Annotated in this window: 17 protein-coding genes and 3 pseudogenes; 15 read left to right on the forward strand and 5 right to left on the reverse strand. The window is 68.7% G+C overall.

Annotated features, from left to right (window positions below; translation table 11 throughout):
• Positions 1-355: 355 nt before the first annotated feature.
• Positions 356-856, reverse strand: a complete 501-nt coding sequence (locus ACZ6I1_RS09115) for a hypothetical protein (RefSeq protein WP_469284825.1) — start codon at positions 854-856, stop codon at positions 356-358.
• Positions 857-1,243: 387 nt separating this feature from the next.
• On the opposite strand from ACZ6I1_RS09115, the gene ACZ6I1_RS09120 reads away from it, so the two are divergent.
• From ACZ6I1_RS09120 to ACZ6I1_RS09140, 5 genes and pseudogenes are all read left to right on the forward strand, one after another.
• A complete protein-coding gene (locus ACZ6I1_RS09120; protein ID WP_469284827.1) occupies positions 1,244-1,501 on the forward strand; it encodes an ankyrin repeat domain-containing protein in 258 nt (85 codons plus the stop codon).
• A 404-nt stretch (positions 1,502-1,905) separates the two neighbouring features.
• Positions 1,906-2,040, forward strand: a complete 135-nt coding sequence (locus ACZ6I1_RS09125) for a hypothetical protein (protein WP_469284829.1) — start codon at positions 1,906-1,908, stop codon at positions 2,038-2,040.
• A 36-nt stretch (positions 2,041-2,076) separates the two neighbouring features.
• Positions 2,077-2,289 (forward strand): hypothetical protein, encoded by a 213-nt coding sequence (locus tag ACZ6I1_RS09130; RefSeq protein WP_469284831.1) that lies wholly within the window; start codon positions 2,077-2,079, stop codon positions 2,287-2,289.
• An 858-nt stretch (positions 2,290-3,147) separates the two neighbouring features.
• Positions 3,148-3,837 carry a hypothetical protein gene (locus ACZ6I1_RS09135; protein ID WP_469284833.1) on the forward strand — a complete coding sequence of 230 codons (690 nt, stop codon included), beginning with the start codon at positions 3,148-3,150 and terminating at the stop codon, positions 3,835-3,837.
• A gap of 434 nt (positions 3,838-4,271) precedes the next feature.
• Positions 4,272-4,472, forward strand: a pseudogene (locus tag ACZ6I1_RS09140) (YrhB domain-containing protein); the annotation flags it as partial.
• A 392-nt stretch (positions 4,473-4,864) separates the two neighbouring features.
• Here the strand turns inward: ACZ6I1_RS09140 and ACZ6I1_RS09145 are convergent.
• Positions 4,865-5,110, reverse strand: a complete 246-nt coding sequence (locus tag ACZ6I1_RS09145; RefSeq protein ID WP_469284965.1) for a transposase — start codon at positions 5,108-5,110, stop codon at positions 4,865-4,867.
• Positions 5,111-5,752: 642 nt separating this feature from the next.
• Here ACZ6I1_RS09145 and ACZ6I1_RS09150 point away from each other — a divergent pair.
• The 4 genes and pseudogenes from ACZ6I1_RS09150 to ACZ6I1_RS09165 all read left to right on the forward strand — a co-directional run bounded on the left by ACZ6I1_RS09150 (position 5,753) and on the right by ACZ6I1_RS09165 (position 6,996).
• Positions 5,753-6,001, forward strand: coding sequence for a hypothetical protein (locus ACZ6I1_RS09150; RefSeq protein WP_469284835.1), 249 nt, complete (start codon positions 5,753-5,755; stop codon positions 5,999-6,001).
• Positions 6,002-6,025: 24 nt separating this feature from the next.
• Positions 6,026-6,199 (forward strand): annotated as a pseudogene (locus ACZ6I1_RS09155) (STM4013/SEN3800 family hydrolase); the annotation flags it as partial.
• 17 nt (positions 6,200-6,216) lie between these two features.
• Complete coding sequence (locus tag ACZ6I1_RS09160) at positions 6,217-6,642, forward strand: NUDIX hydrolase (protein WP_469284837.1); 426 nt, start codon at positions 6,217-6,219, stop codon at positions 6,640-6,642.
• Positions 6,643-6,645: 3 nt separating this feature from the next.
• Entirely contained in the window at positions 6,646-6,996 is a 351-nt protein-coding gene (locus tag ACZ6I1_RS09165; protein WP_469284839.1) for a DUF6087 family protein, read from the forward strand.
• Between the two features lie 352 nt (positions 6,997-7,348).
• Here ACZ6I1_RS09165 and ACZ6I1_RS09170 read toward each other — a convergent pair whose 3' ends face one another.
• Both ACZ6I1_RS09170 and ACZ6I1_RS09175 read right to left on the reverse strand, forming a co-directional pair.
• Positions 7,349-7,771 carry a hypothetical protein gene (locus ACZ6I1_RS09170; RefSeq protein WP_469284841.1) on the reverse strand — a complete coding sequence of 141 codons (423 nt, stop codon included), beginning with the start codon at positions 7,769-7,771 and terminating at the stop codon, positions 7,349-7,351.
• Between the two features lie 1,633 nt (positions 7,772-9,404).
• A complete protein-coding gene (locus ACZ6I1_RS09175; protein WP_469284844.1) occupies positions 9,405-10,256 on the reverse strand; it encodes a helix-turn-helix transcriptional regulator in 852 nt (283 codons plus the stop codon).
• A gap of 152 nt (positions 10,257-10,408) precedes the next feature.
• On the opposite strand from ACZ6I1_RS09175, the gene ACZ6I1_RS09180 reads away from it, so the two are divergent.
• Entirely contained in the window at positions 10,409-11,191 is a 783-nt protein-coding gene (locus tag ACZ6I1_RS09180; RefSeq protein WP_469284846.1) for an alpha/beta fold hydrolase, read from the forward strand.
• Positions 11,192-11,390: 199 nt separating this feature from the next.
• On the opposite strand, the gene ACZ6I1_RS09185 is transcribed toward ACZ6I1_RS09180, so the two are convergent.
• Positions 11,391-12,053, reverse strand: coding sequence for a TetR/AcrR family transcriptional regulator (locus ACZ6I1_RS09185; protein WP_469284848.1), 663 nt, complete (start codon positions 12,051-12,053; stop codon positions 11,391-11,393).
• A gap of 217 nt (positions 12,054-12,270) precedes the next feature.
• On the opposite strand from ACZ6I1_RS09185, the gene ACZ6I1_RS09190 reads away from it, so the two are divergent.
• The 5 genes and pseudogenes from ACZ6I1_RS09190 to ACZ6I1_RS09210 all read left to right on the forward strand — a co-directional run bounded on the left by ACZ6I1_RS09190 (position 12,271) and on the right by ACZ6I1_RS09210 (position 18,282).
• Positions 12,271-13,125, forward strand: coding sequence for an SDR family NAD(P)-dependent oxidoreductase (locus ACZ6I1_RS09190; RefSeq protein WP_469284850.1), 855 nt, complete (start codon positions 12,271-12,273; stop codon positions 13,123-13,125).
• 115 nt (positions 13,126-13,240) lie between these two features.
• Positions 13,241-14,445, forward strand: a pseudogene (locus ACZ6I1_RS09195) (NAD(P)/FAD-dependent oxidoreductase).
• 387 nt (positions 14,446-14,832) lie between these two features.
• Positions 14,833-15,444: an SGNH/GDSL hydrolase family protein gene (locus ACZ6I1_RS09200; protein ID WP_469284853.1), complete on the forward strand. Its 612-nt coding sequence runs from the start codon at positions 14,833-14,835 to the stop codon at positions 15,442-15,444.
• Positions 15,445-16,457: 1,013 nt separating this feature from the next.
• The gene (locus ACZ6I1_RS09205) at positions 16,458-17,333 is read left to right on the forward strand and encodes a hypothetical protein (protein ID WP_469284855.1); all 876 of its coding nucleotides are present in this window, start codon (positions 16,458-16,460) and stop codon (positions 17,331-17,333) included.
• 106 nt (positions 17,334-17,439) lie between these two features.
• Positions 17,440-18,282 (forward strand): hypothetical protein, encoded by an 843-nt coding sequence (locus ACZ6I1_RS09210; RefSeq protein ID WP_469284857.1) that lies wholly within the window; start codon positions 17,440-17,442, stop codon positions 18,280-18,282.
• Positions 18,283-18,596: the final 314 nt, after the last annotated feature.

Below are 18,596 nucleotides of genomic sequence, written 5' to 3' on the forward strand. Positions count from 1 at the left end.
GGCCCGGACGCCAGCACCGTGCCACCCCCTCACCGAGCAGGTGACCTACCACCCGATGCCGTCCGCATCTCCGACGTGCAGCGGTCCACTCCCCAACTCCACGCCGCCGGTCTGCTGTCGCGTGTGTGTGGGTGGGCGGCTATCGGTGTTGGAGGCAGTGCCTGGTTCCGTGCCATCCGGGGAGCGGGGCGCGCTCCACGAAGCCGCCCCGCCATCTTGGTGAAGAGCCGTATGCGGCTGAAGCGACAGGCGCGCCCGGCCAACCCCGGAAGCAGTCGAGGCGGTGGAGCCGACATGCCGAAGCATCTCCGCCCCCGCCACCGGCCCAAGTTTCTGTGGGTACATGTGGTCGGGGTCATGCCGCCCGGTGCCGCTTCGTGTATGACCACGTCACGGCCGCCATCAGGACCGGGATGGCGCACAACGGGGCGAAGGTGAGGGCCCAGACGGTCTGTGCCGCACCGCTTGACATATAGGTCTGGCTCTCTACGGTGAAGGCGACCACGAGTTGCCACAGTGCCACCAGGACCGAGACGGACGAGGCGGTCCAGGCCAGCGCGGCGAGGGGCCGGGGCCGCAGTGGCCGCCACCGGTCGCTGACGAGGAGTAGCGGGAACAGGGCGGCCAGCTCGGCGATGATGGAAAGGCCGACGACGTACGCGATGCCCCAGCCCGGGATGTCGAAGACGTCGCGCAGGACTTGGTCGCTGTAGCCGACGTAGACACCGGATGCCATGGCGATGCGCCACAGGCCGGATGGGAGGACGCACAGGGCGATGGCGTGGGCTGCGCGGCGGGCCCAGACGGGCGCGGGGACAATGGAGGCGGCAGAGAGTGGAGCAGAGGCTGTCGTCATGATCTACATGCTGGCCGTGGACATGGCAGAGACGCATCGTCCACTACAACGGTTCGTCTCCCCCGTGCGGCGGAGAGCTCACACAGCTGAGGTACTACCTGAGCGGGATGAGCCCTCCACCGAAACCGGCGATCAGCCAGACCGCTGCGCCGAGCCGCGTCTTGGCCCGCCACCGCGCCGTCAGGGTCTGACTGACAAGGCATGTCGTCAGGCATAGGAGGTCCTTCTCTGTCGATCACGCGATTCTCTTCACCCCGGCCGGCCCGGGTGGGCGGGTGTTGTTGCAGACCCGCCGTGGGTCCCTGATTCAAGACCGTTTCCCGGACCTGGTGGCGGCCGCTGAGCGGCAGCTGCCCGCGGGTCTGGCGTTACGGGGGGAGCAGGATCATGGGCGTGGGCAAGAGTGCGAGCAATGCGGTGGACGGCGAGTCCGCCGTGATCTCCGCGGTCCGGGCTGGAGACACGGACTTGGTGAGGATCCTTCTCGACGAGGACAGCGACCCTGATCTTCGGGATGCCGCGTTTTGCCTGGCGGTCCGGATGCGTGCCGGGCACATCGCGCAACTGCTGCTCCAGTACGGTGCGGATCCCGGCCAGAGCAGGCAGGAGGACCTCCTTCGCCCGCTCTGTTCGAGGCGCTCCTAGGCCACAAGGTCCGCGGCAGGTACCCCGAATCTGAACTCCTGGAGGCGCGGAACCTCGCGCGCCGCTGGCACGAGACGGGGGCGAGGCCGAGTTGCGCCGCCGTACAGGTTCCCGGGATGCCATCGCCCGTACGCCAGTTCAAGACGATGAGTACAACAGCGTCGACGAGTTCACCCTTGGTGGCATGACCGTGCGGGACGGCCATGGGGCGATCCTCACGTACGCCGAGGAACTGCTTGGGGTCCGGACCTCGTTCGACGAGCTAATGGACCGCGCGTTGGCCCACGCTGGCCAGGAGAACCACACGACATGAGCAGTGTCGCCATCCTGCTGGCTGGTCGTCGCGACCAGGCGACCTGGACACTGCCGCAACGCTGCGGACGAGCCCGGACCCATCCCGCCGATTGTTCGGTGCCGAGGTGCTCCGGCTGACCCATCTGTTCGACGACAGCGACGAGGACGAGTTCGCTGGTCCCGCACTGGACATGTTCACCGACTGGTCGGCCGAGGAGACGGACCTTGCCGTGCGGAAAGGATGAGAGGACAACGCGGCTATCCGCTCCAGGAATCCCGCCGTGCGCATCAGCTCGGCCGAGTTCGGGTCGTGGCCGGTGTCCGGGTTCCCGGTGTTCCCACCTCCGTGCCGCCTCGATCTGCTCGTTGATATCCATCGTCCGCAGCTCCTCGTCCTGGGACGCCACGACCCATCCGGCGACCTGCGCGGGGTCGGCCGGACGGTCCCGCTGCGTCCGGAGCAGGCCCGGCAGGTCGGCGAGCACCTGAGGTAGCCGCCCCCGGGCGCCCCTGGACGGGCGGCCGGGGGCGGCGGCGTGGGGGGCGCGTGATGTCCTGGACGCGGTTCTTGTCCGCCCGGAGCTGGTCGCGGAAGCCAGCGCCGACCGGGCCGTGGACCACGGGGGATCTTCCGGCACCCCGTCGGGTTCAAGCGGCTGCGCCTGGACGTTCCGGCGACGTCCCGCCTTTGGCGGCGGCCGGTCCGCCGCCGGCTGATCTGCCGTTCAGGGTGATCGCTGCCGGTTCGAGCTCGCCGTCGAGCAGGGACGGAAGTCTTGGTCGGTGGTGATCACGGCCGGGCAGCGGGGTGATTCTCCGCAGTTCGAGCCGGTCCTGGAGGCAATCCGGGTGCCCAGGCTGGGGCGCGGGCGGTCCCGCAGACGCCCGGACCGGGCGCGGGCCGACAAGGCGTACGACTCCCGCCGAAACCTGGCCTACCTGCACAGATGCGGGATTGGGCGACCATCCCGGTCCCGGTCGACCGAGTCCGCAACCGCCAGAAGCTCGGCTCTCGAGGCGGTCGGCCACCCGAGTTCGACACGGGGGACTACCGCGAGCGGCATGCCGTCGAGTGCGGGATCAATCGCCTCAAGCGCTACCCGGCCGTGGCCACGAGATCCGACAAGCCTGCTGTCCGCTACGAGGCGACCGTGCTGGTCACAGTCCTCAACGAGTGGCTGCGACCGGTGAGCCGGCGCCCGCCGGGTGCCTGGCAGTCGTGTTGGGTCCACACTGCCTTCACGTGATCTCGGTCTTCCCCTGGGCCAGCGGCCCGCTTACGCTCGGACCGTTTCGGTTGGAATTGGTTTGCTTGCTCCCGGCACAGTGAGGCGGCTTTCATGCCTGGATGGATGGACCTGGCATATACCACGGGCGGCGGTGTGGTCGGCGCCGCGGTGACCAACTACCTCTCCAAGAACCAGGAACGTAGGCAGCAACGAGCAGCGGTCATGCAACAGCTCCTCCGCGTCGCAGCGGTGCGCGACAGGGTTTGCGACATCGTGCCTAGCCGGAGGGGGAGTGCGGCGCGGCACTTATCCGGGGCACGACTGCTTGCCACGGCACGTTTTGGCGTCACGGCGGTTCTGGAGGATGGCCATGACGCCGAGTACGCCCAGCGGGAAGCGATCTCAGATCTTGTGGTGGCTGCGCTCTCGGCGGGCATACCCCGCAGGGTCTTGGACTTCGCCGGAGGCAGCGAGGAACGTGCCTTGCAATGCGAGGTCATCAGAGTGGTCGATCTCCACCTGGGCGGTGTCCTGGGTGAGTCGCTCGAAGAACTCATGACGCAGTGTGAGGAATATCGGCAGGGGACAGCTCAACATCTGCTCCGGGCGCTGTGGTACCCATGGCAGACGCGGTTACGGATGCATGCGCGCCTTCGCGTGTTGCGTCAAGACGTCGCCGCACTCCATCGCAGACAAGAAGCGGCGATGTCTGTCCTGGCTCAGCCAGAGCACATCGATGCCCTCACCGAGCGACTCGGTCGCCTTTCGGATCAAAACCCACAACGCGTCAACAATCCGGGACCCACGGCATAGACAGTGCCGCGTGGCATCGAATCAGATCCGTTGCGAAACGTCACTTCCGACACTTTCGCAACAGGTGTCCGCGTACTCATGAGAATGGCTCTGCAAGATTTTCCATCCGGAGGTCATTCTGTTGACGCGGGCTCGATCCGGTCACGTTCGCTTGAGGTGGTACAGGGTGGAGCGTCCGGGTCCCCGGCAAGGTAGTAGGGCTGAAGACCTTTCTTGGTCCGCTCCATGCCGAACTTCCAGGTGTACTTGCCGATCGGAGCGTACGGCGCGGCCGTCCACTCGTCTATGTCCCTGGCTGGACGCTGGATTTGGCCCGTCACGGTGGTGATGGAGATCTGGACAGCCGGCGCAGCCATGCCGACCCCTGCACGTGAGAGAGCCTGGTGGGGGAAATCCGCTGGTGGCGAGGTGACGTGCTGAGTGATGCTGCGGTCGTGATCGAACGGGATGAGGCAGTACGCATCGTTGAGGAAGAGCTGGAGCGTGGCCATCAGGCGGGGGGTGCCGCTGGCGTCGAGCAGTTCCCTCGTAGCGTGGTCGTGCACGTAGACGAGCACGAGCTTGTCTGGAAGGTCTACGTCCAATCCGAGGAGTATGCGCGAACGCGCAACGCAGCCGCGATGCTGGTAGGACACGGTCCGTATCTGGTCGACCGCATCGACGGCGGGCTGCACTCGATTGGGGTCCTCTCCGAGATCGAGGGGGCGTGGGAGGACGACTACCGTGGTCGTATCCGAGGACTGCCGGTCCGCACTCCGGTGGATGATCTCCACGACGAGCTACGGACGACAGCTGAAGCAGCGGGCGGGCGCATGGCCGCTGTCCGTTCCCTTCGCCGGAAGGTGGTCGGACTCTCCCCGACGCATGCCCTCGCATACGTAACCGGGCTGCTCGCAGGCGAAGTACCACCTCAGCTCCTGGCCATCGCTCACCAGGAGCTGGTGAATCCTGTTGATCGTGTACTCGCCGTGCGTACCCACGGCGTGATGCGGATTTCTGAGACGCGCGGTTCGGCTGAGGTGGGACATCACGGTGGCTGTGCGAGGACGAAGGTCCGCAACAGGGCGAATGAGGTGCGCCCGTATGACCGGCGTTTGATCCGTGTGACCTGTCCTTCGACAGCGCCGGAGCTCCAGTGCAGGGTGAGGCCGTTGATGACGGCATCCCAGTCGTTTTGCAGGAACGCGGCGAAGCCCTGGACGGGTGGCGGCCCCTGGTCCAGAGCTCGTGCCATCCACTGGGTGAGGTCGAGACCTCGGCGTTCGCGGGCGATGGCGCTGACTCATGGGCCAGGTCGCGGGCGGTGGCCAGGTCCGGGCAGGCATGAATTTGGTTGAGCTGCTCGCGCTGGCTGTGGTGAGGGACTCGGGCCGGCGCGTGATCCAGGTGGTGATGCGCCGAGGTGGCTGGGTATTGGCCGGCGGGTTCGGGTACGGCGGTGCCGGCACGTAGGGCTTGAAGCGATTCACGTGGCCGTTGGGGCGGCGCTCCCGCGCGGAGGCGAGGATCTGGTCGAGGTCGGTGGCCAGGTAGTGGCGGACGGTCTTGCGGTCTCGGCCCAGCCGCCTTGCGATCGCACTGATCGTCCAGCCGCCGTCGGGTGCCGGCGGCCTCGTCAGCGCCGCCAAAGCTGGTGAGGACGGCTGCCCCTGGCGCGGTTCTGGATCGTCGACTTCGGCGTCTTTGCGTAGGCAGGCACGGAGCAGGTGAGCGGTTCTTTCAACGGACGGGCGAGCGAGTGAAGCAGATGTCAGTGATCTGCCACCTGGATCGCGTCGGGGGCCGCGCGGGCTGCGGCCTGGCTGAACATGCTGATCGATCCCGGCAGATGACCTTGATGCCGGGATGAGCAGCGAGCCAGGAGGACACCGCCCCCAACCTCCTCACCGGGCTAGTCCAGCACGGATACCGCACCGTGTGCGTCGGCGGAGTCACCTATTTCTCCCGGGAAACCCCGCTCGGCTCCGTCCTGCCGGAACTATTCGACGAGGACCACTGGCGACCGGAGTTCTGCTCACCCGAACCCGACTCCACCCGCCACCAGGCCGATGAAGCCCTCGGCCTTGCCCGTCAGCATGAAAACCGGCGGCTGTTCCTGTTCGTCAACGTCTCCGCCACCCACGTCCCCCACGGCCACTACCTCGGGCTGAGCACCGACACGTAGGCACCCCAGAGCGCGGCCCTCGCCTACGCCGACGAACACCTCGGCCGCCTGGTCACCGGCCTCACCAGCACGAAGCGCTGGCTCGTCATCATGTGCGCGGACCACGGCGACGCCTTCGGGGAGGACGGATATTACGGGCGCGGAATCATCCACCCCACGGTGATCACCGTGCCGTTCGCCTGCACGTTGGTCGGGTAGCGTCCTACGCTCGACCCATGACCGACACACAGCCCGAGCGGGATGCCTCCGTCATCGTCGCCCGCGACGTCCACGGCCTGGTCGCGGTCCTGACCGCCCGCTTCCCTCGCCACGGCGACGACTACCTGTTCCTGCCCGGGGGGCGGCGAGAGGACGGGGAGACCGCCGAGGGATGCGCCCGGCGGGAGCTGCTGGAGGAGGCCGGTATCACCGCCTCGTCGTGGCGCCCTCTCGGCTCCTACGCGATCACCGCCCGTACGACCGCCCGCATCCACCTCTTCGAGGCTTCGGGCCTGACGCTCGGGCCGCAGCAGCTCGCCGACGACGAAGTGGACTTCAAGCTCACCTGGTGGCCGATGCGGGATGCCATCACTGCTGCGGTCGAAGGCAAGTTCCTCCTCCAGGGCGGCCCGCTCGCCTTGTTCCTCGCCGACCGCGCCTGACCCATGGACGACGAACCCCTCGACCGGTGGGCCGCACGACGCCAAGGACGCCTGCGCAAGCCCGGCGACAAGACGGCAATCACCCTCTCCACCGGCCCACAGCGCGCCGCCCACCTGGACCCCGACGCCCCGCGCGTGATCCTGGAATGGGACGGCTTCGCCTGGCAGGCGCTGACGATGGTGGCGAACTACGCGGCGGCCTGCCGCGCCCTCAGCCCTGCACCCGAAGCCACGGCCGCCGACCAGGCCGAGACGACTGGCCCCGGCACCGGACGTAATCCGTTGGCCCCGGGCACCGGTCGCCACCGAAAGGGTGGGGCGGAACGCGGACATTCCGGGACGGCGAGCCAATGAGTCCGATGGCGGATCATGACAGGCGGCTTTGGGCTACCTCGGGCACCGAACGCCCGGTCCGCATCGGGTACGCCCGTACGTCGACCGCCGCGTTCGGGAAGTCGCCGACGCCGCGGCTGTCACGGCGGCACGCGCCCCCGGCCCCGGCGCCTGTGGAACGTTCGGCCGCTCGCCCGACCCTGCCGACGAGGATCCCCACACCGGCTAACAAGGGAACGCCGCCGCGCAGTAGCCGCTGGACTGGGCGCGATGGGGGACCAGCCGCGCGACCTGGACATGCGCCAGCCTGCCTTGCAGGTGTACTGAGCAGGCCGTCGGCGGGGGCGGGATGAGCAACCGCTACTAAGCGCAGTCAGCGCACGAAGTTCGTTACCGTGCCGTGGTTGTCGGGAGAGGTCAGGCCCAAGAGGATGAGCCCTACGATGATTGCCAGCAGGATCAGCCCCGGCACGGTGTCGGGCCCCCAACTGACGGGCTGCCGAACCGGTGGGCTGGGTGCTGCGTCGTCGCGTGCAGTGTCGGAGTCGGCATGCTGCCAGGGCGCGACATCGGCCTCACCCCGGGCGATCCGCGCTGCCACGTGGCGTACGTCGGCCGCGTGGTAGGTCGGCTCGCGGGTCAGGTCCGGGGAGGGCGCACCCGAGGTACGTACGCTGTTGGCCCGCGCCACCGCCCTGATGCTGCTCGGTCTGATCTGCGGCCAGATGTCACGGACTTCGGCCTTCGTTAGCCAGCCTTCCCCGTCCTCAAGGTCCTGTTTGTCCGCTGCCCCCATGCGAAGTCGCCCCCTCGCTCGCCGATCACCCTTGTCCTGATACCCAGACGGCGGAAAGATCACCCAGCTGGCTTTTCACGAGAACCGGCTCTGGCACATCTTCTGTCTAGCGGCCCTTCCTCGGGCCGTGGCCCGCGGCCGCCGGCGGATGCGGATGTGTTGCGGGCGGTTTGAGTGGAATGGCGGCTCGGTTCCGTTCCTGCCGCTGCTGCCGCCGTGGTCTGTCCTGAGCGGTTGACGGTGTTGGCGCGCGTCGGGCGGAGTGGGGCCGAGGCGGTGCAGTCGGGGTTCACCCGGTCGCCGTGGTTGCTGATGCTCGCTTTCACGACTTGAGCCGGCTGCGGACACGGTTCTGGCCGTTCCGTCGCCGGTATTGAGCCCGCTTCGCCCATCCGGGGCAGCTGCCACCGCTGAACGCGGGAACTGTCGCCGGTTCAGTGTGGCGAGGTGAGAGATGGTCCGCCCGCGCCGCATCGTGTCTGACGACCCGATTGCTGAGCATTTTGCCTGGCAATCGGCTGCCCAGCCCGCTAGGTGAAGGACAAGTAAGTGAAGCTAGCCAAGAGGATCAGCACTCTCTGCGCTGTAGCCGCCGCGGGTGTACTGCTCGGTGGTACCGCGGCCCACGCGGACGGGAACGAAGGACTACTCGGCCTCGGTCTCCTCAACACCCCCACGATCACCCTCGCCTGCTTCCCCGCCGGGCAGATGGGTGCAGGAAACTCCTTCACCGGCACCCAGAACATCAACTGCAGCCAGTCCGCCTCTGCTACGGGGACAACTCCACCCCCGAGCGACAACGGTCTGACCGGGTTTGAAGTCGTTACCGCGAGCGATACCGCTGGGCCTGGCGAGGAAGCCGTTGCAGTTGCACCATGCCCGGAAGGGAAGACGGCGACGGGTGGCGGCTGGAGTGAACAGCAAGGGTCCGGTGACTCCTGGGACCAGACGACTGACGAACCTTGGATCAGCGTCGACGGTGGTACGTCAGGTTGGAGTGCGATCGCCACGAACACAGGCACTGGACCCCAGACCCTGTTCGTTCGCGCCGTTTGCTACAACGGCACACCCGAGGGTTAATGAGAAGTCTCTCCGCGTCCCCAGGGCTTGAGACCTCCACCCCCGACACTGGATTGATTGATTCCAAGGGGTAGCTGCAAGTGTCCTGCGCGCGGCTTCTGCCCGAGCAGCAGAAGCGGCTGGTCGCGGTGGGCGTAGAGCCGCCCAGGCGCCGCCTCCGGCCCCGGCGGCCGGTCGTACGGCAAAAAGGGGGGCCCGAGCAAGGCGCAGCAGGCGTTCCCGCGGGGCCTGACAGGCCCCCCGCCCAGTGGGTTGCGCGGGAAGGGTATGACCTTCGCGCCGTGTTCTTCTTCCTCGTCTGGTTCGAAGGGCATGGCGAACATGAGCCGGTTCACGTTCGGTTGGTTGGTGGTGTCGGCGCGTGGATCGGGGCGTGGTGGGGGTGGCGGTGGGGGTGGGGAGGCTGTGTCCGGGGGTTGGTGTGGCGGGTCGGGGCAGGAGGGCGTCGTGCCGGCCGGTTTCGAGGACGGGCGGTGCGGGGGCCAGGAGCAGAGTGAGCAGCAGTCCGGCCGAGCGGCTGGGAGTTTCTTCGCCGCCTGCAGGAGTCAGTGGCTCAGTGGGGCGCTGTGAACTGGCTGGTGCCGACGACTGTGAGGAGGGCGAGGCGGTCGGCGGTGTCGCTGCCGATGGGCGGGGTGTACAGGACCACGCGCTGGTCGCCCTCCGGGGCGAGCAGGACCTGGCAGTCCAGTTCGACTGGGCCGATCAGCGGGTGGACGACGCGCATGCGTGAGGTCCGGCGTACGGAGACCTCGTGCAGTTCCCACAGAGTGGTGAACTCCTCGCCGGTCCCTTTCAGTCGCTCCACCAGGCGCACCGCGGCCGGGTCGCCGGCGCGTCGGCCCACGGCCGCCCGCAGGTCGGCCACGTGCAGGCGGCTGTAGTACGCGTGCTCCTCCGGGGGATACGCGGCGCGCTGGGCCGGGTTGGCGAACCAGCGCCAGACCACGTTGCGGCCGTGCTCGGAGACCGTACAAACCCCGCCCAGGAGGGCCTCTGCCATCGCGTTCTGGGCCAGGAGGTCACCGAGATCGCCGAGCACCTGGACGGGCGTGCCGGGGAGCTGGTCCAGCAGGTGCAGCAGCCCCGGGCTCACGTGGGCGCCCGAGGTCCGGGCGGCGGGCGGGCGCCGGCCGGCGAGGAGGTGGAGGTGGTCGCGTTCGTCGTCGGACAGGCGTAGAGCGCGGGCCAGGGCGGCGAGCATTTCCGGTGAGGGCTGCGGGCCGCGGGCTTGTTCGAGGCGGATGTAGTAGTCGGCGGACATGCCGGCGAGCTGGGCGACCTCCTCGCGGCGTAGGCCCGGGGTGCGTCGTCGGGGGCCGACCGGCAGGCCGGCGTCCTGGGGCCTCACCCGCTCACGACAGCGGCGCAGGAAATCGGACAGGGCCTCGCGGTCGATCTTCATACGGTCATCCTGCCGGACCGTCCCGCGGCCCCAGACAGGGACTGCCGGTCCCAGGTTGGAGAGGTCTCTCCCGGCTGTCGGCGGGCGGCGGCACTGTGGGCTTGGCCGGAGCACGAACGCCCGGCCGACCACAGAAGATCGGGGAGCATTCGATGGCCATCGTCAACGTCAACGGCGCGCAGGTCCACTACGAGAAGACCGGATCAGGCCCCGCCCTGGTCCTGGTCCACGGCACCGGCTCGGCCGGCTCCTCCGTCAACTGGGGGCAGACCACGCCCCGGTTCACCCCGCACCACACGGTGATCACCCCCGACCTTTCCGGCACCGAGGCCACCGTCGACGACGGCGCCCCGCTGACCGCCGAGGGGCTGGCCGCGCAGGTCATCGCCGTCATCGAGGACGCGGCGGACGGGCCGGTGGACCTGCTTGGCTTCTCCATGGGCTCCACGGTCGCCGCCACCGTCACGGCCCTGCGCCCGGACCTGGTGCGACGGCTGGTCCTGGTCGCCGGCTGGGCCCACACCGACAGCGACGAGTACCTGCGCAGCCTGTTCACCCTCTGGCAGAGTCTCGGCACCTGCGACCCCGCCTCCTTCGGCCGCGCGGTCGCTATGACCGGGTTCAGCCGCGGCTTCCTGAACTCCATCGGCCGCGAGGCGTTCGAGGCCCTCATCCCCAACATGCCGCCCACCCCCGGCACGCTGCGCCACATCGCCTACGACCTCCAGGTGGACATCCGGCCCATGCTGCCCCACATCCAGGCCCCCACCCTGGTCATCGGAGGCACCCAGGACATCACCGTCCCCGTCGAGCACAGCCGTGCCCTGCACGCCGCGATCGCGCACAGCTCGTATGCGGAGATCGATGCCGGCCATGTCATGTTCTTCGAGCAGGAGGACACCTTCGTCAAGCTCGTGACCGACTTCATCGCGTGAACCGCCTCGCCTTGACTGCGCCCAGCAGGGTGGCCCGCTGCCGCGGCGGTAGTTGACGAAGGGTTCGGGGCCGAGGCGGCCCCCACGCGACGCGGAAGACCAGGACAAGGCAGGCCCCGGTCCAGACATGAACGTGACGTGATCTCGTGGTGGCGACGGGCGCTCTCCGCTCGGCTGCCTGCGGGGCACCCATCGCCTGTCAGTTCGAGGCGGTGTCGTGTTCCGAGTTGCCGACTTCGTGTTCCCTGATCGCTGCTTCCACCAGGGCGCGAGCTGCCCAGGTGATGGCTTCCTCTTCGGCCTGCGGGTCGAGGCCGCGGACATCGCGCAGGGCGATCTGGGCTTCCCAGCCGACCACGATCGTCAGGGCCGAGATCAGGCGCTGGAACGACTCCTCGCTCAGGGTGGAGCGCAGTGGTTCGCAGGCACGTTCCAGCCACACGATCCGGCGTTGGGTGCGACGGGCGCCGACCGGCTCCGGAGTGCCGCTCGTCGGAGGGTCCACGGTCAGGCGGATCATTCGGCGGCCCAGGGGGAGTGATTGCGGCGAGTACTTCAGCAGGGTCCTTATGAGGGCGTCCACCCGGCCTGCGGTGTCGTCGGCGAGCGCGGGGTCGGCCAGCGCCTCCTCGACCGGGGGTTCGTTGATCGCGCCGGCGGTCGCGTCGATCAGCAGGTGGTCCAGGCTCGGGAAGTATGCGTAGACCGTGCGGCGTGACACGTCGGCGGCGGCCGCGATCTCGTCGATGGACGGCGTCGCTCCGCCCGCGCTCAGCCGGACCGCCGCGTCGACGATCGCTTTGCGGGTGCGGCGGCGCTGCGCCTCACGGCCTCCACTGCGGGCCGGTTCGTCTCTGGTCATCGTGGCCGTGTCTCTCCTTCCGGTGGATCGGCGGGCCTTGACGCCCAGCCCTGCAATAAGTATATCTTCATGCAGTCGCTGCACAGTAGTGCAGTGACTGCACGGAAGTGAAAAGTGTGGTCGTGGTGCAGGTCGCATCGCCACACCTGTCACAGCGGGTCGGGGCATCGGTGTCCTGTGCCCGACAGCCGTCAACCAAAGAAGTGGGGAAACCCTCATGAGCAAGGTCTGGTTCGTCACCGGTTCGTCCCGTGGACTGGGCCGCAACATCGTCGAGGCCGCCCTCTCCCGCGGCGACAAGGTCGCCGCCACCGCACGGAACACGGCAAGCCTCGACAGCCTGGTCACCTCCTACGGCGACGCCGTGCTCCGCCTCGACCTCGACGTGACCGACAAGCCGGCCGTCCTCGAGAGCGTGAAGCGCGCCCACGACCACTTCGGACGTCTCGATGTCGTCGTCAACAACGCCGGCTACGCCCAGATCGGCGCGATAGAGGAGCTGACCGAGCAGCAGCTGCGCGACCAGTTCGAGACCAACATGTTCGGAGCGGTGTGGGTGATCCAGGCGGCTCTGCCCTACATGCGCGCACAGGGCGCGGGGCACATCATCCAGCTGTCCTCGGTGGCCGGGCTCATCGCGATGCCGTTGGGCGGCGCCTATCAGGCATCAAAGTGGGCCCTCGAGGCCCTGAACGAAACCCTCGCCCAGGAGGTCGCCGACTTCGGCGTCAAGGTGACCGTGATCGAGCCCGCCGGCTTTGCCACCAGGTCCGGACAGAACCCCGATCCGCTCGCCAACGGCCATATGGCAGAACCCAAGCCGGTCTACGACCTTCTCCGCCGACGCCTCGCCGCGGTGATGAGCAAGCAGCCCGCGGGAGACCCGGCTGCAGCCGCCCAAGCCCTCCTCAGGCTCGTGGACTCCGACAACCCGCCCCTGCGCGTGCTCTTCGGCCAGGGCTTCCACCCGTTGCTCCAGCAGGTCTACGCCGACAGGCTCAAGACCTGGGACGACTGGCAGGACCTCTCGGCACAGGCCCACGGCAACCTCACCCCCACAGCCGCTCGGTGATTCCGAGCGGGGGCCTACGCGGGGGACCACACCTGCCGGGGCACCTACCTCGCAAACCGCCACAAGACCGATCACACAGTTTCGTGAAGCCAACCCGAACCGAAGGAAGAGCATGATGACCGAGAATACCCACGTCGTAGTCATCGGTGGCGGATACTCCGGCGTCATGGCCGCGAACCGGCTGACCCAGCGCGCCGACGTGACCGTCACCCTCATCAACCCTCGCCCCGACTTCGTCCACCGGATCCGCCTGCACCAGCTGGTGGGCGGCACCGACACCGCAGTCGTCGACTACAAAGACGTCCTGGCCGAAGGAATTCGGCTGAGAACCGACACTGCCACCCGCATCGACGCGGCCGACCGCACGGTGACCGTGGCATCGGGCGACACAATCGGTTACGACTACCTCATCTACGCCGTGGGCAGCGGCAGCGCCGACCCGGAGGTGCCCGGAGCCGCCGAGTCTGCGTACCCGCTCGCCACCTTCGAGGAGGCCGAGCGACTGCGCCCGGTGCTCGACGCCGCGCCCAAGTCAGCCCCCGTCACGGTGGTCGGCGCCGGGCCGACCGGCATCGAGACCGCCGCCGAACTGGCCGAGCAGGGACGCGCGGTAACCCTGGTCTGCGGCGGCATGCTCGGCCCGTACCTCCACCCCCGCGGTCGGCGCTCCGTCGCCAAGCGGCTGGCCAACTCGGCGTCACGGTCATCGACGGCTCCCGCGCGACGGTGACGGCCGTGACCCGCAACAGCGTGCGGCTCGCCGACGGCCGTGAACTGCCGAGCGAGGTCACCATCTGGACCGCCGGCTTCGGCGTTCCCGACCTGGCCGCCCGCAGCGGACTGCCAACCGACGACCTGGGCCGCCTGCTCACCGACGAGACCCTCACCAGCGCGGGCGACGTACGCATCATCGCGGCGGGAGACTCGGCGGCGCCCTCAGGCCTCCCGCTGCGGATGAGCTGCCAGGCCGCGATGCCGCTGGGCGCGCGGGCCGCGGACACCGTCCTCAGCCGGATCGCGGGCGCGCAGCCCGAGACCCTCAACCAGGCGTTCGGCGCCCAGTGCATCAGCCTGGGCCGGGGCGACGGCATCTTCCAGTTCGCCAACCGGTTTGACGTCGCGGTGTGGTTCAACATCGACGGCCGCCCCGGCGCAAAGCTCAAGGAGTTCGTGTGCAAGGGCGTCGTCAAGCACCTGGCCGACGAGGCACGCAAGCCCGGCGGATACAAGCTGCACCTCATGTCGCGAGGCGGTACCCGCCAGGAACTGCTCCAGGCCGCGAGCGCCGAGTCACACACCACGACTGAACGGGCAGCGTAGCCACGCAACCGGGAGACAGCTGCCCGGGCGATTCACCTCGGCCTGGGGCAGCCGAGAGAGCCTGGAAGTCACGCTCGTCCATCCCGCGGCCGCCACCCTCACCCCACCCAGCACCGATGCCTCGGCCGCCCGGCCCGACAGAGGGCATCTCCCGTGCGCGGGCCGCACCCTGAGTCCGGCAAAGGCGCGGGGCCTCGCCGTGCGACCGGGGATGCCGCACTCTCACGGCGCTCGGAAACCGCCGGCGAGGCTTGCCGGAACGCCCCCTGGGAAGCTCACCCAGAAGAACAGCGTGCATAGGCGCTATTTTCTGATCTTGAGCAGGACCTCGGGCAGCTGGCAGCCGGCAGCCGCCGGGGCCGTGACCACACACTGGAGGAAAACGGCATGATCCACCTCTCTGCAGCACCCATGACCTGGGTGGCCACCGGGGACAGCATCACCCAGGCCGTACTGCACACCCACGGCGCGCGCGGCTGGGTGGAACACCTGGCGGAACGGGTCAGATGGGAGCTGGACCGGCTGACCGACATCGTCGTCAACACCGGCGTCTCCGGCTGGCGGGCCGTGGACGTGCTCGGTTCCTACGAGCACCTGATCGGACGCTTCGCACCCGACGTCCTGTCCATATCGCTCGGCACGAACGACGCACGCGCCGGCCTGGCCGGGCTGGCGGAGTTCCGGGACGCCATGCGCCAGATCCTCGAGCGCACGGGTCCCCACACCCAGATCGTCCTCCACACCCCGGTGCTCGTCAGCATCGCCGGCCGCGAGGCCCGCGGCACGCTCCCGGCGTACGCACAGGCCGTACGGGAGCTCGCGAAGGAGACCGGCGCGCTGCTGGTCGACCACGAGGCGTACTGGAACGCGCACTTCGACGGCGCCGACCCGATCGCCTGGCTCGACGACCCCGCCCACCCCAACGCCGTTGGCCACCTCCGGATGGCCGAGCACACGCTCCGGACCCTGGGCCTGGGGGCCCTGGAACCCCGCACCTGAGCCGTCCACTCCGTCTCCGCCACCCGCGTCACCCCGCGGACCCGCGGCTGGTGTAGCCGCGGACCTGGGGTGGGCGGAGCGGGTTCCGGCGGGTTGGAAGTCCGCGTACGGGTGGAAGCGCCCCCCCCTGCTACAAAGCCCGGCACAGAACACAGCTAGGGGCTTTCGTTTCCGCCGGCCGGACCGACTACCCCGCGTTCGAGCAGCACGTCGACTGGCTGGTGGCCGCCATTCAAGCCACGCGCTGGCCACGGCCCGGCCTCTTCGACGGCTCGCCGGCATCGCGGCACGGGCGGTGGTGCAGGGTCGGTCACGGTCAGGGGCGGGTGAGCTGCTCCTGCCGGGCCTGGTGGCAGGGCTTACACAGGGGGTTCCCACCGTGGCCGTAGCGGCATGTTGGCTGGTGGCACCGTGCGCACGCCCAGGTGGCTGGTACGGCCTTCGGGCGGGGCGTCGTGGGGGACTGCTCGCTCGTGCTGCTTCCTCCCGTTCCGGGGCTGAAGAGTGGTCGCGGGCGGTGCGCCGCAGCTCGGCGCCGCCGGCCCGCCAGGCGGCGGGGGCCGCCCAGTAGGGATGGGCGCACAGGCTCCCGGAGAGGATGATCAGCCGGCGCCGCAGCACGGTCGTACCGGCCCCGGCGGGAGCCGGCGCGAGCGCGGCAGAGGTCTGCTGCCACGCCCTTGGAGTGTGAGCAGGTCCTAGGGGAAGCGGAACGGTGGTCTCATCCCTCAATGGAAGCAGGCGTTCGATTTCATGCGTGAGTGCCCCACCGACGATTAACGTCCGTATGTCTCCCGTCTCACCGAAGGTTGGTCAGTCCCACCGAACCTTGACCACTCGGCTGTTTGTCTCGTCGAATTTTGACCGCCGCAGGTCAAGGGCAGGTGCCTCCGGGCCAGGCCAGACCAGGCGCTACCTGGCCGGCTGACGCTGCCGCCTGCGGTTCCCGTCCTCGAGAAGGTACGGCTCGCTGTGGCCTTACGAACTCCTTTGCGGGGCCGTACCTTTGAGTCATGGAAACTCAGCCTCCAGGCTCGCTTTCGGAAGTTGTATTACCCGTGAAAGCCGGATGGCGGCTGCTGTTTGTGCCCAGCAGGGTCCGCGAGCTGGCTACCCTGATCGGCGGGAGCATCATGGTCCCGCCGGTGGTCGCAGCCCCACTTCTACTGGCCGCTCTGGTGGCCGCCCTGATCTCGGGCGACTCATTCTTGTGGGGCTGTTTCTGGGTGCTACTGGCGCTCACGGTGGTCGCAGTGATCGTGCTCGCCGTGGCCATGATGTATGTCACGGTCTCCCTGACGGTGCGGTGGGTCGAGCTCCGCCCTCTGGGAACTCCGGCCCAGGTCGTGATCGCCCGCTTCCTGCGTTCATCGACGATGGCGATGGCTGATCTGCAGCGAGTCGTCGTCATCGAGCGACTCAGTCTGGGGCAGCGAAAGTCGATCAAGGTGGTGTTGCATACCGGCAGCGAGACGGTGGAGTGCGAACCGGCGGCGTTCGCACCGCTCTCTCGGGTCGACGCACAGGCACTGACCGGCTGGTTGACCGAGCAACTCTGCCGGAGCCAGGTGGCGGTGGAGCGTCAGACGGAGGTCAAGCGGGACTTCCTGCGTCCGGACGAGTGGTGGACCCGGTCCCACACCGCCGCGCTGTGGCGGGTATCCGTCGGCGAGGTCGACGGCATAGCCGCCCAACGCGGCGTCGAAATCTACCGGTACACGCCCGCGGCAGCCGCGATGCACAGCCCCGGTACTACGGTCACCGTCTACGACCCGGGCCGGGCCTACGACGTCGCTGAAGAACTCCGCGCCGAACGCGCCGCCGGCCAGGCCGCCGACAGCACGGCAGCCCCCGGCCCGACCGAGGACGACGCAACGGATTCCCGCTAGCACGTGCGGCTTCCGCCCCCAGAGGCACATCGCCATCCTGTCCCCACGCGCGTGCGGTCTGGCTGGCGTGATCAGACGGCTGTGGTGGTCGGGGAAGGGTGGCGTGATGGGCACGATGGTGGTTGGTTTCCGGCTCGGTTCGGACGTGAAGGGCCGGCAGGCGACGCTGGTGCTGACGCAGGCCGGTGTGCTGCACCAGAGCACTGGGGTTCTCGGGATGGCGCCGTGGCCGGCGAAGCCGCACGCGCCGATCGCCCCGGACCCGCATCCGGTACCGCGCCAGGCTGCCGAGCTGCGCAAGGTGTATGCGGCCTTGATCGGCCGCGGTTTCACCCGTGAACTGATCGCGCCCGCGTGCGTGCGTCTGGATACCGACGAGCATCCCCTGCACGATCAGCCGTACGGTCCGCACGCACCGCGCCCGCATCCGGAACTCATCGACGACTTCACCGGGGCCGCACCGGCCGGACCCCGCTCGCTCGAGGACGCCCTGACCACCTTCTACACCGCTATCGGCCTCACCCCCCGGCCCCGTACCCCCTTCCCGCACGGTACCGGCCGCGTCTCCTCGCCCGTCCGGGAAGCACTGCGCGGCCTGGCCGAAGGGGAAGCCCTGACCCCCGCCCCGCGACGCGGTCCGGGCTGGACGATCACAGCCACGGGAGTCCGCCTGCACACCGACGCCACCAGCCGTACCCTCAACCCCCGCGAAATCGCCGACCTCCAGGCTGCACTGACGGCCTGGATGCACCACCAGAACGCACCGGGCCCGGCGGTAGGTGAGTACCGCCGCTGCGGGCATCAGCAGCCACGTCGCTGCTGGTGCATCGTCCTGTGGCACGACCTGTCGGACACCGATCCCCGTTCAGCACGGCCGGCGCCGCGGAAGGTCCTGTCGGTGGCTTTGTTCACGAGAACCGGTTCTGGCGCAATTTCCGTGAACGCGTAGCCATGAGTGACACCGGCTGGGCCGGCAACGAGGATCGGTCCGAGCATGCGTGCTGCCCGCATGCTGACCGAGCTGCTGACGAAGGCCCGCTCCTTGGCCGTACGGCCAAGGACGGCACGCATCGCCTGGTCATCATCCAAGCTGCGGCTCCCTTGTGGGAGGCTGCATCCTCGATGACGGGCAGCAACACGCGAGCGCCGAGAGATCACCCACACGTGCGGTCGACCGAGGAAACAGGCGCCCTGAGCAAGGCCCATATCCCGCTGTTGCGTCCGTCAGACGTCGTCGGTACACCAGCCCCCTCACCGGCCACG

Source organism: Streptomyces sp. NPDC046303 (genome assembly GCF_055588085.1).

What these genes read in the sequence shown, in the direction of transcription:
- ACZ6I1_RS09115 (WP_469284825.1), bottom strand. Translation starts at nt 856, where the DNA reads ATGACGACAGCCTCTGCTCCACTCTCTGCCGCCTCCATTGTCCCCGCG.
- ACZ6I1_RS09120 (WP_469284827.1), top strand. Translation starts at nt 1,244, where the DNA reads ATGGGCGTGGGCAAGAGTGCGAGCAATGCGGTGGACGGCGAGTCCGCC.
- ACZ6I1_RS09135 (WP_469284833.1), top strand. Translation starts at nt 3,148, where the DNA reads ATGGACCTGGCATATACCACGGGCGGCGGTGTGGTCGGCGCCGCGGTG.
- ACZ6I1_RS09160 (WP_469284837.1), top strand. Translation starts at nt 6,217, where the DNA reads ATGACCGACACACAGCCCGAGCGGGATGCCTCCGTCATCGTCGCCCGC.
- ACZ6I1_RS09165 (WP_469284839.1), top strand. Translation starts at nt 6,646, where the DNA reads ATGGACGACGAACCCCTCGACCGGTGGGCCGCACGACGCCAAGGACGC.
- ACZ6I1_RS09170 (WP_469284841.1), bottom strand. Translation starts at nt 7,771, where the DNA reads ATGGGGGCAGCGGACAAACAGGACCTTGAGGACGGGGAAGGCTGGCTA.
- ACZ6I1_RS09175 (WP_469284844.1), bottom strand. Translation starts at nt 10,256, where the DNA reads ATGAAGATCGACCGCGAGGCCCTGTCCGATTTCCTGCGCCGCTGTCGT.
- ACZ6I1_RS09180 (WP_469284846.1), top strand. Translation starts at nt 10,409, where the DNA reads ATGGCCATCGTCAACGTCAACGGCGCGCAGGTCCACTACGAGAAGACC.
- ACZ6I1_RS09185 (WP_469284848.1), bottom strand. Translation starts at nt 12,053, where the DNA reads ATGACCAGAGACGAACCGGCCCGCAGTGGAGGCCGTGAGGCGCAGCGC.
- ACZ6I1_RS09190 (WP_469284850.1), top strand. Translation starts at nt 12,271, where the DNA reads ATGAGCAAGGTCTGGTTCGTCACCGGTTCGTCCCGTGGACTGGGCCGC.
- ACZ6I1_RS09200 (WP_469284853.1), top strand. Translation starts at nt 14,833, where the DNA reads ATGATCCACCTCTCTGCAGCACCCATGACCTGGGTGGCCACCGGGGAC.
- ACZ6I1_RS09205 (WP_469284855.1), top strand. Translation starts at nt 16,458, where the DNA reads ATGGAAACTCAGCCTCCAGGCTCGCTTTCGGAAGTTGTATTACCCGTG.
- ACZ6I1_RS09210 (WP_469284857.1), top strand. Translation starts at nt 17,440, where the DNA reads ATGGGCACGATGGTGGTTGGTTTCCGGCTCGGTTCGGACGTGAAGGGC.